12 protein-coding genes are annotated in these 13867 nt (G+C 43.2%); 1 reads left to right on the forward strand and 11 read right to left on the reverse strand.

The genetic code is table 11. From position 1 onward, the window contains the following. Window positions 1-224 precede the first annotated feature (224 nt). Window positions 225-803 carry a YHYH domain-containing protein gene (locus ABCW45_RS17030; RefSeq protein ID WP_425518632.1) on the reverse strand — a complete coding sequence of 193 codons (579 nt, stop codon included), beginning with the start codon at window positions 801-803 and terminating at the stop codon, window positions 225-227. A gap of 500 nt (window positions 804-1303) precedes the next feature. Here ABCW45_RS17030 and ABCW45_RS17975 point away from each other — a divergent pair, with 500 nt between their 5' ends. Next, window positions 1304-1477, forward strand: coding sequence for a transposase domain-containing protein (locus tag ABCW45_RS17975; protein ID WP_282433280.1), 174 nt, complete (start codon window positions 1304-1306; stop codon window positions 1475-1477). Window positions 1478-1601: 124 nt separating this feature from the next. Here ABCW45_RS17975 and ABCW45_RS17035 read toward each other — a convergent pair whose 3' ends face one another. From ABCW45_RS17035 to ABCW45_RS17075, 10 genes are all read right to left on the reverse strand, one after another. Further along, entirely contained in the window at window positions 1602-2942 is a 1341-nt protein-coding gene (locus ABCW45_RS17035) for a hypothetical protein (RefSeq protein WP_343221240.1), read from the reverse strand. Window positions 2943-3357: 415 nt separating this feature from the next. Beyond that, window positions 3358-3423, reverse strand: coding sequence for a DUF6661 family protein (locus tag ABCW45_RS17980; RefSeq protein WP_425518633.1), 66 nt, complete (start codon window positions 3421-3423; stop codon window positions 3358-3360). Window positions 3424-3581: 158 nt separating this feature from the next. Beyond that, window positions 3582-3869 carry a DUF4160 domain-containing protein gene (locus ABCW45_RS17040; protein WP_343221241.1) on the reverse strand — a complete coding sequence of 96 codons (288 nt, stop codon included), beginning with the start codon at window positions 3867-3869 and terminating at the stop codon, window positions 3582-3584. Window position 3870: 1 nt separating this feature from the next. Continuing rightward, window positions 3871-4092, reverse strand: a complete 222-nt coding sequence (locus ABCW45_RS17045; protein WP_015552320.1) for a DUF7723 family protein — start codon at window positions 4090-4092, stop codon at window positions 3871-3873. Further along, on the reverse strand, window positions 4085-4357 hold the full coding sequence (locus ABCW45_RS17050) for a DUF7724 family protein (protein WP_015552319.1): 273 nt from the start codon (window positions 4355-4357) through the stop codon (window positions 4085-4087). Before ABCW45_RS17050 ends, ABCW45_RS17045 begins: the two co-directional genes overlap by 8 nt. A 363-nt stretch (window positions 4358-4720) precedes the next feature. Beyond that, complete coding sequence (locus ABCW45_RS17055) at window positions 4721-6112, reverse strand: YveK family protein (RefSeq protein WP_343221242.1); 1392 nt, start codon at window positions 6110-6112, stop codon at window positions 4721-4723. 50 nt (window positions 6113-6162) lie between these two features. Beyond that, the gene (gene glmS / locus ABCW45_RS17060; RefSeq protein ID WP_343221243.1) at window positions 6163-8001 is read right to left on the reverse strand and encodes a glutamine--fructose-6-phosphate transaminase (isomerizing); all 1839 of its coding nucleotides are present in this window, start codon (window positions 7999-8001) and stop codon (window positions 6163-6165) included. 109 nt (window positions 8002-8110) lie between these two features. Beyond that, on the reverse strand, window positions 8111-9502 hold the full coding sequence (locus ABCW45_RS17065) for a YveK family protein (protein ID WP_343221244.1): 1392 nt from the start codon (window positions 9500-9502) through the stop codon (window positions 8111-8113). Window positions 9503-9523: 21 nt separating this feature from the next. Next, entirely contained in the window at window positions 9524-10939 is a 1416-nt protein-coding gene (locus tag ABCW45_RS17070) for a sugar transferase (protein WP_343221245.1), read from the reverse strand. 208 nt (window positions 10940-11147) lie between these two features. Next, window positions 11148-13730, reverse strand: coding sequence for a KAP family P-loop NTPase fold protein (locus ABCW45_RS17075; RefSeq protein ID WP_015552312.1), 2583 nt, complete (start codon window positions 13728-13730; stop codon window positions 11148-11150). Window positions 13731-13867: the final 137 nt, after the last annotated feature.

The raw sequence follows: 13867 nt of genomic DNA on the forward strand, positions 1-13867 counted from the left end.
TGAAAAAGAGTTAGAGAGTCTTATGCCATGGTCAAAAGATCTTCCGGCTGAGTGTTATAGCAAGCGCCGCAAATGAGCGGCGCTGTATTTGGCGTGGGGCGAAGGATTTGACCTTTACGCATAAAAATTCACCGCAAAAAATCTAAAAAACAGCAGTGCCGCCGCATGTATAAACAACTCATACACGCAGCGGCACCTCTGTTTTATCAGGACCACGCTCTCCCTTAATGCGTCCGTCCTTCCGCCCATCCAGTATTCATATAATGCTCATAGTACTTCCTCAAATCGCTTCCAAACGCGGTCTGAAGATCGGTATTATTCTCTTTGTATACATTCACATCAAACTCCGTGCACCCCTTTCGTCCCTCTGCCATGCCAGAATTATAAAAATGCGTGAACAGTGCCAGCTTATCTGTTCCAATCGCAGTCTGAAGATCCGGATATGTATTGTAGTAATAATCTGGATCAAACACTCTGGAGTAAGAGTTCATCAGATCATAGGTGATCGAAGGTGCTTCTGCTGCCGCGGTGCTGCTGTTTCCTGCAGAACTATTATCTGTCTGGCCCCCCACTGCATACGGGCATACACCGTTCGTATGCAAATGTGCAGGATGCCCGTTACAATGGTAATGATAACTTCCCAGCCCACTCTTATTCTTATTGTCACGATGACCTCCATTAGCATCTGTACGTCCCGAATGAGCTTCGGAGATGATCGTGTTTGCAGTAAAAACAGTAGTCGTTGCCGCGGACAGTGTCATGCATGAAAGGAAAATGATTCCGCACCTTTTCAGTTTATTCATAATACCAGCCCCCTGTATTGTATTTGTTATACTTTATTATAGGACGGACGCTGGCGGGTGTAAACCGTAAAGCGGGTGTATTGCAGAATTTTTCTTTCTTAACAAGCACTGCCCCACCTCTATCCGATTCGAACACAGGTGGGAGGTGGCGGAGGAATTTTTCTTGAAAAGGAATCTCGTTTAACACGTAGACCATACGGCAATACATTGGAATTGCCGGAATTAGAAACATTATTAAAGCTATACCACATGCCTTCTGGAACAGATTGGGAGCACCTGTACTCCATTATAATGAAATATGGGAGACTATGAGAAAGGCTCGGTAAATAAGATTCTTCTATGATAATTAAGGGAGTTAGGCTCTCTTGCAACAGAATTTACGATTCCACTTAAAAATACACAGACCCATTACTAAGCAAAGGAACTGACTATGTAGGGATTCCTGCTCCACTGATCGTTAAAAACTGACCAGGAACCATGAGGTTCGCCTCCGTTACAGTATCTCAGAGACAGCAAAGCTGAATGACCTGCGCCCATATTACTATTTTCGATACATCCTTGCAGAACTACCGAAGCGCAGTGATGAAAATGGAAATATAGATCCCTCAAAACTGGATGATCTGATGCCCTGGTCCTCAGCGCTTCCAGATGCATGCAGGAAACTACGCCGCTGATGAAGCGGCGTTTTATTATTGGCAGGCAAATGGTTTGACGTTTACGCTTTAACGACATTTTTCTATAGGTAGCTGTTATATATAACAAGCGCGACAAGCCTGATTCACAAGCTTATCGCCCTCCTTACTTTCTCTCTTCAATAATTTCATCTAATGCATCCGACAATAGCTTCGCTCGTTCCCACTGCTCGGATTTTGGCTCCGAATAAGTCATAATGTCATTATAACGATATCTTAGTGATACAAGAATATTTATTTGGGATTCTGGGGAATTTTCTGCGTATTTCAGGCTTTCAAAAAGCCATTTAACTGACTGCAGATAATATGAAGTAATAATATCCCGGTCACCATTATAGTATTGGTAAGCCAAGGCATAACAATGAAAATCTTCAGCCAGAAGTCTGGCAAGCGAAGCTTTTCCATAAATTGTATAAGCATCCAAACGAACAGTAATAATATGATCTTTTTCTCTTGAAGATACCAAAGTATTATCCTGGGCACTGGCTTCCGAAACCAAATTTCGGAGTGATTGATCTGCTCTAATATCAAAATCATTCAGATACTGACATGCAATTACTGCTTCAATATCAGCCTTTAACTTGACTGCAGCTTGCTCAGCAGTCCAATTTGTACTAATGGCATATTCACCTGTCATAAAGAGGAACTTTGCCCGCTCCTCAGCAGATATGGACCAGTCCTTTGTCGGGATTTCCAACCGCATTCTGCGAGCCTTTTCTATCTGTTCAGCTTTTACAGCTGTTTCATCCATAAGAGAATAGTCTGAATTTTTAACTGAATAAACCTCCATAGACAATTCATCCCGAATGTCTTGCGGCTCTAATGTTCGAGATGACTCTACATTACTATATTCGTCATCTGAAGATACCACCGTTTTATCGACTATTGTTTCTTCTACATCTATATCAGTTTTCTTTTCTTCCATTTGAGCAGCCTCATCAGCAGGTCCATATGCAATAAATGCCTTTACTGCCGCAGCTGTACGCGCATTTCCATGAACACTCGCCCATACTGCCCCACCAGTAACGCTCAGCATGAGTATAGCTCCAAAAAAGACTTCTCCACTCTGCAAGACAATATCAAAAAGACACCCAAACACTATTACAGTTTTCTGCCATGGACTCTGTGAAGAACTCATCATATTCTTATATTCATCAGTGCTTTTATATCGTTCTTTGACGATATCCCATATTTCCTTCAGGATAACTGTAACAATAATACCGTAAATAGACCATAATAAAAGCCCTGGAACATGTTCCAAGGCCAATTCAAACAAAATACCAAAAATGAGTGCTCCTATAAGTCCAACTTTGAAAATCTTAAAAAAGTGAAATTTTTGCGATATAATCCGTCTGGTCTTATCTATAGGTAGTTTCTGGTGATCGGCCTTTTGAAAACCGGATATACGATTGCTCTTCAACAACTTTTTATTTCCGGGCTTTTTCATGTGCCAACCCCCTCTTCCTAATAAAATCGTACCTTTTAAGGGTAACACTATTTTTCATAGATTGCAAGTTTTTCTTTTGCCCATACACATTTCTGAATATCTACAACAAAAATCTATGATAATAAAAGTACAAAATACATAAATGGTAAAACGTACACCAGCCACTAAAACCAGCCACCTCTCCTAGACGGCCTTAACTGTTCTATTTTATCTTACGACAAGACGTCGGCGTTTTAAGTGACCACGACATAAAATCGCCCAGAAAAATGTGCTATCCTTTTTCTTGGAAACTTTTTCAGGTAATTCCGTCAGAAGATACTCGACATACAGGTACGTTTTCAAGTTATTCACCTTGTCAGTTACGGTGATGCTATATGCAGTTGCGCCTGCCTGAGTTTCTTCCACAACATTATATCTAAAACACTTTCGGATCATACGAATCAGAATCGACAACAGATACTCTGCAATTGAACCATCTCAATTTTCATTCCTGCTGCATTAAATTCTTTAAGCATTTCAAATTCCGCTTTACCTTTCCGCCAATAAGAAGTCTCTCCATATATAAACTAAGACTTTCCAGATCTAAAATGGAAAGTCTTAGTTTATTGTTGTCAGTCCGCCGGTCTCAGCAGAATACAGTTAGCAAATATTTTTCTCGTAGAATCCTTCCTGACTGTATTCTGACCATTTCAGGTACATTTCCTGATAGTTCTGTTTGATGAACTCCTGGATTTTTCGAATTTCTCTATCATTCAGAATTCCACGATTCTGTACCAGGGTGTCACCGTTATCTTTCACAAAGAACTTTGCAGAGCCAGTTTCCGTCAGTTTACGGTCACTGGCGTGCACATGAATACACTCAATAACGCAGTAAGATGTGAAGTAAAGATAATACCCTGCAATTTTGTATTCGTAATACTTCGGCATCTTAGTCCTCCATAAACTTCCGGTTCTTTTCCAGATAGTCTCTCGCGATCCGAACCTCAATATCATCCATGCTGGTCTCCAAAACCTTACCATCACTTGAAAACACTACGGCCCGATCAGGACGATTCAAATTCAAAACACGGAATCCCTCAGCGCAACGGGTAAACGCATAACCATTTACAATCATATCTGCCGCATCTGCAACCTGCTTCACATCAACCATTTGCCACCTCCACGCTTTTGATTGGATTTAAGAACTTATCGACATCGAAATACAAATTTTGGAGAATCGGAACTAAATCAATATATTCTTCTTCCGGTTTCTCGTTGTGCTTATACTTTGCCATAACAACAAGATATCCATTGTCCCACTCTTTCACTGCTGTATATCGTTCCAACGAATACGGAGCAATGAACCGGATCACATGGTTTCCGAACTGGAACACGGTATAGTTTTTTTCATTGCTAAGAGTTGCTACGCCACTCATGCCAATTCCTCCTTCAAAAGTTCCGAAACCATTTTATAGGTTCCATTTATTGTTTCCACTCTTTGATATCAACCATGGTATTGTCTTCCACATTCAGCATACGTCAATATCGCTGTGTAGTCAAGCTGAACCACTATACCATTATAATTCGTCAGAATCCCGTTCCATTACGTAAACGCTATGGAGCGTTTACAATTTAAATAACAAAAAGGAAGCCACCTCTCCGAACTCTCCACCAACCATAGAAAATCCCAAGCGATCGCTCCCTTTTTCTCTCATTCAATATTCACCTATAAACTAAAACTACTACAACCTACAATCAACCTCTCGGTTCCAGTGTTCCCGTACGGACATTAGTGTTCTCTACTCCAACACCACACACCCCACAACGCTCTTCCCAAGATCCTTCACTCTCTCGATCTCCAGCTCCAGCGCACTATACTTAGACATACCGCACTGCTCAACAAACACAACTCCATCGCACTCCGGCAGCTTCTTAACGGTCTCAGCGTCCTCCAGCATGCAGTTTCCAGAGATCACGCGGATTCCACTAAGCTCTTTCTCCAGCGCCTCCGCAGCCCCTCTAAGGATCTCAGGATCCACATCACCGGTAACAAGAATGTTCTTCATTCCATCCGCATAGTTCCTAATATTCGCCGCGATCAGCCCATACTCCGTCTCAGCGTTCACGTTGCATGCGCGTCCCTCAAGACGATTCAGCCATGCGTCGATCGCTCCAGCTTTCTTCCCGCTCTTGGAAAGTCTTCCGAGAACTTTTACCTTATAGCGGGATCTGAGTTCCTTCGCAGAATACAGCTTATCACTCATCACAAACGCAACACAGATTCCAAACACAATAAGGAATCCACCAAGAATTCCACCGAGAATTCCATATTTAATCGCGCTCTTTAACGCCGCACGCTTGGAAGAATCGACTTCCTTCGGCTCCTCAAGTTCATCATATGCAGTCTGCTTTGTCTGTAAACTGTCATTCAGCGTTGTCAACTTCTCGGTCTGCTGGCGCTGAAGTTCTGCAAGATTAAGGTTCACCAGCGCGCTGACACTCTCATTTACGATAGAAACAGTATGTTCCCCAATACTTGTGGCGATCCGGTCATGCATATCGTCTACATGTGCCAGAAATGCGTCAAGAACTTCCTTGGCATCTTCTTTTGTCGTGTGTTTTACATCAATCGTGAGCATGCGGTTTAACTGGCCATCCCGATTCGCACCGATGGTCACTTCTACAAGTTCTTCCAGATATCTCGGCTCCGTCTTTACCTGCTTCGCAACATCCTCAAGAACTGCGCTGCTGGTTAAAAGAGACTGGTATGCCTGAAGGATCGTATCTGTATTATCACGATTCTGATACTCCATGCCCGGCATGATCTGATATCCCGTGGAAACAAACAGATCCGCTCTCGCCTCGCATACATCGTACGGGCTCATGTTGATCCAGATCGAATGATCCAGATATTCCTGCTGGTTCGCAATATCTGTGCGGAGATTTTCCATCTCGCGCTCATACGTAGACTTATTCTTCTCATAGAGCTCCAGATCATTCTGGTAAGTTACTCTCGCTTCCTTCGCCGTCTCCGGGTCATTCTGCTTCCTGTAAGTCATCGCGCCCTTCGCACCGCCAAGCAGAACCGCCATAATAACCGCGACTGCAAGCACCGGTCTCCACTTATAAAGAACCGCAAACATCAGGTCCTTCAGGTCGATCTCTACAACTTCATTCGAATTGTTTTCCATGGTACTCTCCTTCATCTTTATTTCCCAACATGTAAAATTCCACGCAAAAATTATTCCACCGTCACACTCTTCGCCAGATTTCTCGGCTTATCCACATCAAGTCCCTTCGCGACAGATACATAATATCCCATAAGCTGCAGCGGGATCACCGCAAGACTCGCCGCAAACAGCGGATCCGTCTTCGGGATATAGATCACAAACTCCGCGCAGTCCTCGATGCTGTAATTTCCATACGTCGTGAGCGCCATCAGATACGCCCCGCGGCTCTTGCACTCGACCATGTTGCTGACAGTCTTCTCATAGAGATCCTGCTGTGTCAAAACACCGATCACCAGCGTTCCCGGCTCGATCAGGCTGATCGTTCCATGCTTCAGCTCCCCGGCCGCATAGGCCTCAGAGTGGATATAGCTGATTTCCTTCATCTTAAGACTGCCTTCCAGACTCACCGCATAGTCGATTCCACGGCCGATAAAAAACATATTCTGCGCGTTCATCTGCTTCGCCGCGAACCACTGGATCCGCTCCTTATCCTCGAGAAGCTTCTCGATCTTATCCGGGATCGTCTGAAGCTCCGCGATCAGCTCCGCCGCCCTGTCCTCATCGATCATTCCACGGACGCGGGCAAATTCGATGGATAAAATATAGGACGCGATCAGCTGTGTGCTGTACGCCTTCGTCGTCGCGACCGCGATCTCGGGTCCCGCAAGCGTGTAGAAAACATGGTCCGCTTCCCGGGCGATCGTGGATCCGACTACATTGACGATCGCTAACGTCTTAACCCCATGGGCCTTCGCCTCCCGGAGCGCCGCGAGGCTGTCCGCCGTCTCTCCGGACTGGCTTACGATGATCACAAGAGAATTCGGCGCAAACAGCATTCTCCGGTAACGGAACTCCGACGCCAGCTCTACGCGGACCGAGATCTGCGCCAGCTCCTCGATCACATACTGAGCCGCGACACCAACATGATAAGCGGAACCACAGGCAACAATATAGATCTGCTGCAGCTTCTGGATCTCTTCCTCCGTGATTCCTACTCCGCCAAGATCGATCTTACCATCCCGGACAGCCGAATTTACTGTATCACGGACCGCTTTCGGCTGCTCATGGATCTCCTTCATCATAAAATGCTCAAAGCCCGCTTTCTCCGCAGCTTCCGCATCCCACTGGATCTCCACCAGATCTTTCTCGATCTCATCACCATCCAGATTGTAGAACGTCACACTGCCTTTCTGCAGACGGCACATCTCCATATTTCCAATATAATAAACATTTCTCGTATACTTTAAGATCGCCGGAACGTCCGATGCGACAAACGATTCGCCGTCCGCAACACCGATGATCATCGGGCTGTCCTTTCTCGCCGCATAGATCTCTTCCGGATAATCCCTGAACATGATGGCCAGCGCATAAGAACCGCGGATCCTCACCATCGCATGGTTGATCGCGTCCACCGGCGTATGCTCATACTTCTTATAGTAATAATCGATCAGCTTGATCGCAACCTCTGTATCCGTATCAGAATAGAAGTTATATCCCTTGTGCTGCAGCTTTTCCCGGAGTTCCTGATAATTCTCGATAATTCCATTATGGACACCAACTACATTCCGGTCATCGCTGCAGTGCGGATGCGCGTTCAGCTCACTCGGTTCCCCGTGAGTTGCCCAGCGGGTATGCCCAATTCCACATGTTCCGTGCATTGCGGTTCCATCATTCGTCTTTTCCGCAAGGACGCGCAGACGTCCTTTCGCCTTTACGATCTCCACCTCATTTTCACCGTTACGCACTGCAAGTCCTGCCGAATCATATCCGCGATACTCCAGCTTTGCGAGACCATCCAGCAGTACCGGTGCCGCCTGTCTATGTCCAGTAAATCCAACAATTCCACACATATATTTATTTCTCCTTCAGATTCAATTAATTACTTTGTCCTTTATACAGCTGCAGGGACTTGATTTAAAAAATCCAGTCCCTGCCACTACACACAACTATTTCTGCATTTTATTCAATTACCACACATCCAACAACACTTTTTTTCAAGTCATGGATCTTCTCAATCTCCGTCTCAATAGCACTGTCTTTCGATGTCTCACACTGCTCCACAAGAATCACCCCATCACACAAAGGAAGCTCTCTCACTGTCTCGACATCTTCAAGCATACAATTTCCAACTACTGTCTGAATCTCTCCAAGTTCCGACTTTAATGCTTCTGCGACGCGCATTAAAGTATCTGCCGGTGCACTTCCGGTAATTAAGAGTTTTTTCATATCTCCTGCATAGTTCTTTACATTCGCTGCAATCAAACGATACTCTGCTGTCTCATCGGCATTGCAAGTACGTCCTTCCAGTCGGTTTAACCACGCATCGACAATGCCGACTTTTTTCCCGGAGGAGAGTTTTCCAAGAATTTTTACTTTGTAACGTTCCTTCAGCTCTTTTGCGGAGTAAACCTTATCTCCCATAAGGAACACAATACAAACAACAAACGCAACTATAAACGCCCCGCCGAAACCACCGACCAGACCAAATTTTATGGCACTCTTTAAAGCAGCCACCTTGGAAGAATCCTCTTTTTCCGGCTCTTCCAATTCATCAAGATCTTTCTGTTTTGTCTGGAGACTGTCGTTTAAATCTGTAAGTTTCTGGGACTGCTGCCTCTGGAGATCCGCAAGGTCAAGATCTACTTTTGAGCTTATTCCCTCATTGACGGTAGAAACAGTATGTTCTCCAATGCTTGCTGTGATCTGTGCCTGCATATCAGCTACATATGCAAGAAATGCATCAAGAACAGTCTTTGCTTTTTCTTTGCTTGTATGATTGACATTAATTGTAAGAAGGCGGCTGAACTGATTTTTATCTACCCCTATGGTACCGATCGTCACCGTAACAAGCTCCTGAAGATATCTTGGCTCCGTTCCGACCTGCTTCGCGACATCCTCCATCACTGCACTGCTCGTCAGCATTGACTGATATGCCTGAAGGATCGTATCCGTATAATCACGGTTCTGATATGCCATTCCTGGCATGATCTCATATCCTGTGGATACATAGAGATCTACTCTTGCCTCGCATACATCATACGGGCTCATATTGATCCAGATCGAATGATCGAGATACTCTTGCTGGTTCTCGATATCTGTCCGCAGGTTTTCAATCTCCCGCGTATAAGTATCTTTATTCTTCTCGTAGAGCTCCAGATCTGCTGAATAGGTCAAATCTGCCTCTTTTCGCACTTTCGGATCACTCTGTTTTTTATAAGTCATTATGCCCTTGATACCACCTAACAGCAACCCACAGATCACCGCTACAAGGATCAACGGTCTCCATTTATGGAATACCGCAAACATCAAATCTTTTAAATCGATCTCCTGCTCGTCTGTATTGTAGTCCATCTTCCTTCTCCTTTTAATTTTTTATCTCGATCCACGCCCTGTCAATACAACCTTGACCGTCAAGATCAGAATCTTAATATCCTTTAAGATCGACCAGTTGTCTATGTACTGCATGTCCAGGCGGACAACCTCATCGAAGTCCTTGATATCACTTCGCCCGCTGATCTGCCAGAGACCGGTAAGTCCCGGCGTCATGCTGAGACGGCACTTGTGCTTCGCCTCATAATGCTCAAACTCATCAACGGTCGGCGGTCTCGTTCCGACAAGACTCATATCACCCCGAAGCACATTCCAGAACTGCGGCAGCTCATCGATACTCGTCTTACGGATAAACTTTCCGACCTTCGTGATCCGCGGATCATCTTCCATCTTGAACATCAGACCCTTTACTTCATTCGAAGCCATCAGCTCTTTCTTTCTCGCCTCCGCATCCTTATACATAGAGCGGAACTTATAAAACGTAAACTTACGTCCATTCTTTCCGACGCGGGTCTGTCCAAAGAACACCGGTCCCGGCGAATCCAGCTTGATCGCCGGTGCGACAAAGATCGTAGCGATTCCAAGGATCACCATTCCGACCAGGCTGCCAACAATATCGAGCGCCCTTTTTGCGATCATCTGTCTCGTTGAGAAGAGATTTCTCGCAAATGTGACCGCCGCGTACTTTCCGACACGGTTTAACGACTTCTTTCCGGAAACCGAAAGATCAAACGCATCAATATTTACATCCACAATGATTCCCATCTGTTCCAGCTCACGGACCCATTCGTTCATAAGCGGAGTGCGCATCAGCTTGTCATCAATGATAAATACTTCGTCCACATCGTTCCGGATCACATAATTTAAGAAGCCCTCGCGGTGCGCTACCACCGGGATCTCGCCAATCTCTTCCGCCTTCGCCTCGTCCGTAAGTACCAGACCTGTGATCGTCCGGTTCCATTCATTATACTCCTTAAGATTCTCAATCACATCCCCGGCCTGATCCGATGAGGTAACAACGAGAAGACGATTACTGTGGCGGCTGTTCCGGTAGACCTTTACCATATACTGCTTAAAAACCACTCTCGCCGCATACATCATGAATGTATTAATCACGATCTGATAACCGAAGACGAGACGTGAGAGATCTGCGGAACGATGCATCACAAACAGCGCCATAATCAGGACTGCCGAAAAGATCAGTTCCGACTTCACAACGTTTACAAACTCATCGAACATTCCTCTCCGGAAAAAATGATGGCTGAAATCCATCAACACAAAGATCAGACCATATAGGGCAATTGCGAATAAAAGCAGCCAGATCTGGTCTCCATGCTCAAACCTTCCATAAAAGATCCCGTAACGGATCCAGAAGGCAATTCCCATACTGACAATCAGGCTGCACAAGTCAACGATCAGTACGAGAATACTCTCAAATGTTTTCTTGTTTTCGTACATAATACTCTCTCCCAGGTTCTATTCTGCTTATTATAACATAGAACCTGCCTTAATACTTTACTTTTCTATGAATTTCGGCATAGTTTTACCCTAAATTCCGATATATGCCCAACTATTCTATCATAGTTTTTCTGTTTGCAAAAGGCAAATTTCAATAGTTTCTTGTTGTTCCTTTTCCATTTTACATTTCTTCTGCCACTTTACTTCCTCAGAGCCTCAATTTTACTTCTCTCTGCCTATATACCGTCCTACCGTCTTCCCCTGTTTCATTCTTGAACGTATCATATATCTCCCATACAAATTTTTCATCACTTGTCTCCGGCACATGCTGCCGTATGCACTCTTCTATTTCCTCCAGATCACAAAACATTTTAAAATTATCCTCGTTCAGCCTATAACCATATACTCCACTTAGCGATTTACTGGTCATGTCCCACAAAAAGCGATAAATATTTTTAGGCGTTAACATATGATGGAACGCTTCCTTAATATCTACAGATGAATCACGTTTTACAGCATGATACCATCCCCATATATTATGTTCCCGGTAATTCAGATCATCATACAGGTCCAATTCATTCCCTATCACATACAATGCCATGGCAAGCAGTTCCTCATACACTTTCCCCGCACGGCCGTTGTATTTTATTTCTTTCTCTTCGCTTCCCTCTACTTTATTGTGCCATATGATCTCACTAATTTCCTGCATTCTACTGTACTCGTTCTTCATATGCAGCAGGAAACCTTCTAAAAATCGGTCTGATACCTTTTCAAGTGCCAATGAAAGAATATAGATTGCACGCCTCTTTGGATCCAGCCTAAAAAACAGCATCATCTCATCCGCTGTTGCTGCGTAATCATATAGTACATCAAATAATGTTTCCCATCCTTCTGTGGACAGATCTGTCACATACAATTGAATCCTTTCAAACAAAATTACTTGTTCTTCTATGTCACATGTGCTACAGGCTTTCTCCAATTCTTCCGCAGCTTTTTCTGTGTCTTTTCTGTTACACAGCCAGATCAACTCTTCCACTGTATTTTGATTGCCCAAATTCTTATTCATTCGATGCGTAAAATACATCGTAAAGAAATATCCACTATAGATTCGACGCTCTTTTATCGTCTTCTCATAGTCATCATCTCCGAATTCATAATTCAAAACATTCATCTTATCCTCTGCATAATGTTTCACACTTGGGAAAAGTTCTTTCAACAATATTTTATATCTGTTATATTTTTCATTTTCGAACAACTTCTGATAAAATTCTTTTATCTCTTTATTTTTCTTCTCTAACCGTTCTTTATAAAGGAATTCATGTCCAAACAGCATTTCCCTGTCCTTTGAGACAAAATATGTTGCATTATTCCAGATTATATCATACAACTCTCTGTTTTCCCTTTTTATAAATTCAAGAAGAGTATAATCACCAATATTGAGCTGCCCTGCAAGCCGCTTTCCCTGATCTTTTGACAGAAAATAAAAGCTGCTCATAATTGAATTCAAAAACCTTTTGATATCCCGAATGTCCTGGATATATTCTGCTATCAGCGACATATGTTTTAAGATCAGCTTCTGCTGGTTCTCATCAGTCTTATATACTTGCAATATATTATCCATGCAACAGAGAAGCACATCTCTCTTAACTTCTCCGTCAAATTCCGGTATGCAAAATTCTACCTGCACGATCTTTTTAAGATATTCCATCCCATAATGCTGCTGCGCAAGCATACTTTTCAACACTTCAGGATCATATGAAAGAACATAAATAACTTTATCAAAGTTTAATACATCTGCAACCGTCTTCAACAAAAACAAAATTTTCTCTGGCCCCAGTCGCTCGATATTATCCAGTATAAAAACAAACCGCTTCTTTGAAAGCGACATGTATTCGTTAATTCTGTCGCGAATCACCGAAACCGTTGCCTTATCTTCATTTAAGAATGAAAGCTTAACTCCCCGCGTTGATTCATGAGCATTAAAAATCAATGCCAATAGATCTCTTTTCCACTTTCTCAGTTTTGAAACACTGTAATCAACTTGTGAATGCTTAAAAATAGTGTCCAAGATTCCACTAAGCAAAGCAGCCTCATCTTCATAATTCCACGGGTCGAAGTCATCAATAATTAAAATATTCTCACTTTCCTGCAAACGTTTCTTTACAATATTCAGAACCGTAGTCTTTCCGCTACCCCATTTTCCACTTAAGCTAAGTACAAGCTTTTTATTGGGATAGCAGTCCGCAACTGTCCTGATAATATTTTCTATCAGGTCCTCTCTGTGTAAAAGGTCATAGTCCACAGCCTCTTCATCTAGTACGAGCATCTCTCCACTATATCCAGCCAGCTTTCCCTCATACAGATCCTTTAATGTGTAGGTTTGTTTCTTCTTCTGCTCACGTTTTTCTCTCTGTCTGGTTTCAATTACCTTCATGCGATAAAAAAGGAATGCTAAATCCACTATTGTGAATATACATGCACCCAACAGCTTATACCTTGCAAATATCGGATTCCCTATAACGAAAGCGACTGTCATAAATACTATATATAATCCTACCGTATACAGTCCCCTTATCATCCACGCATCGAATTCTGAACTGATCGGCAACTTCATAGAGACATCCAGCCGAAAGTATATACATACAATCGCTAACATTACAAGAGTGATTGTCGCAAATTCATATCGTCCAATGCTATTTACGATTTTGGTAAACGTATTACCGATATCTAAAAACAATATAATCAAAAATCCAGCTAATCCATATGGCAATTGTTCTTTAAAATATTTCATTAGTATTTCCTCCACCATACTATAATGGTATCGTAATTTAAGACACTTTGAGAGACATTTTTTAATGAATCTGGTATACTGTAAGCACTATAGAAAGAAGGATCATTTTTATGTCTCGAACAAGAAGAAATTTCTCC

It is taken from the genome of Pilosibacter fragilis (assembly GCF_032490495.1).
Taxonomy (GTDB): Bacteria; Bacillota; Clostridia; order Lachnospirales; family Lachnospiraceae; genus Pilosibacter; species Pilosibacter fragilis.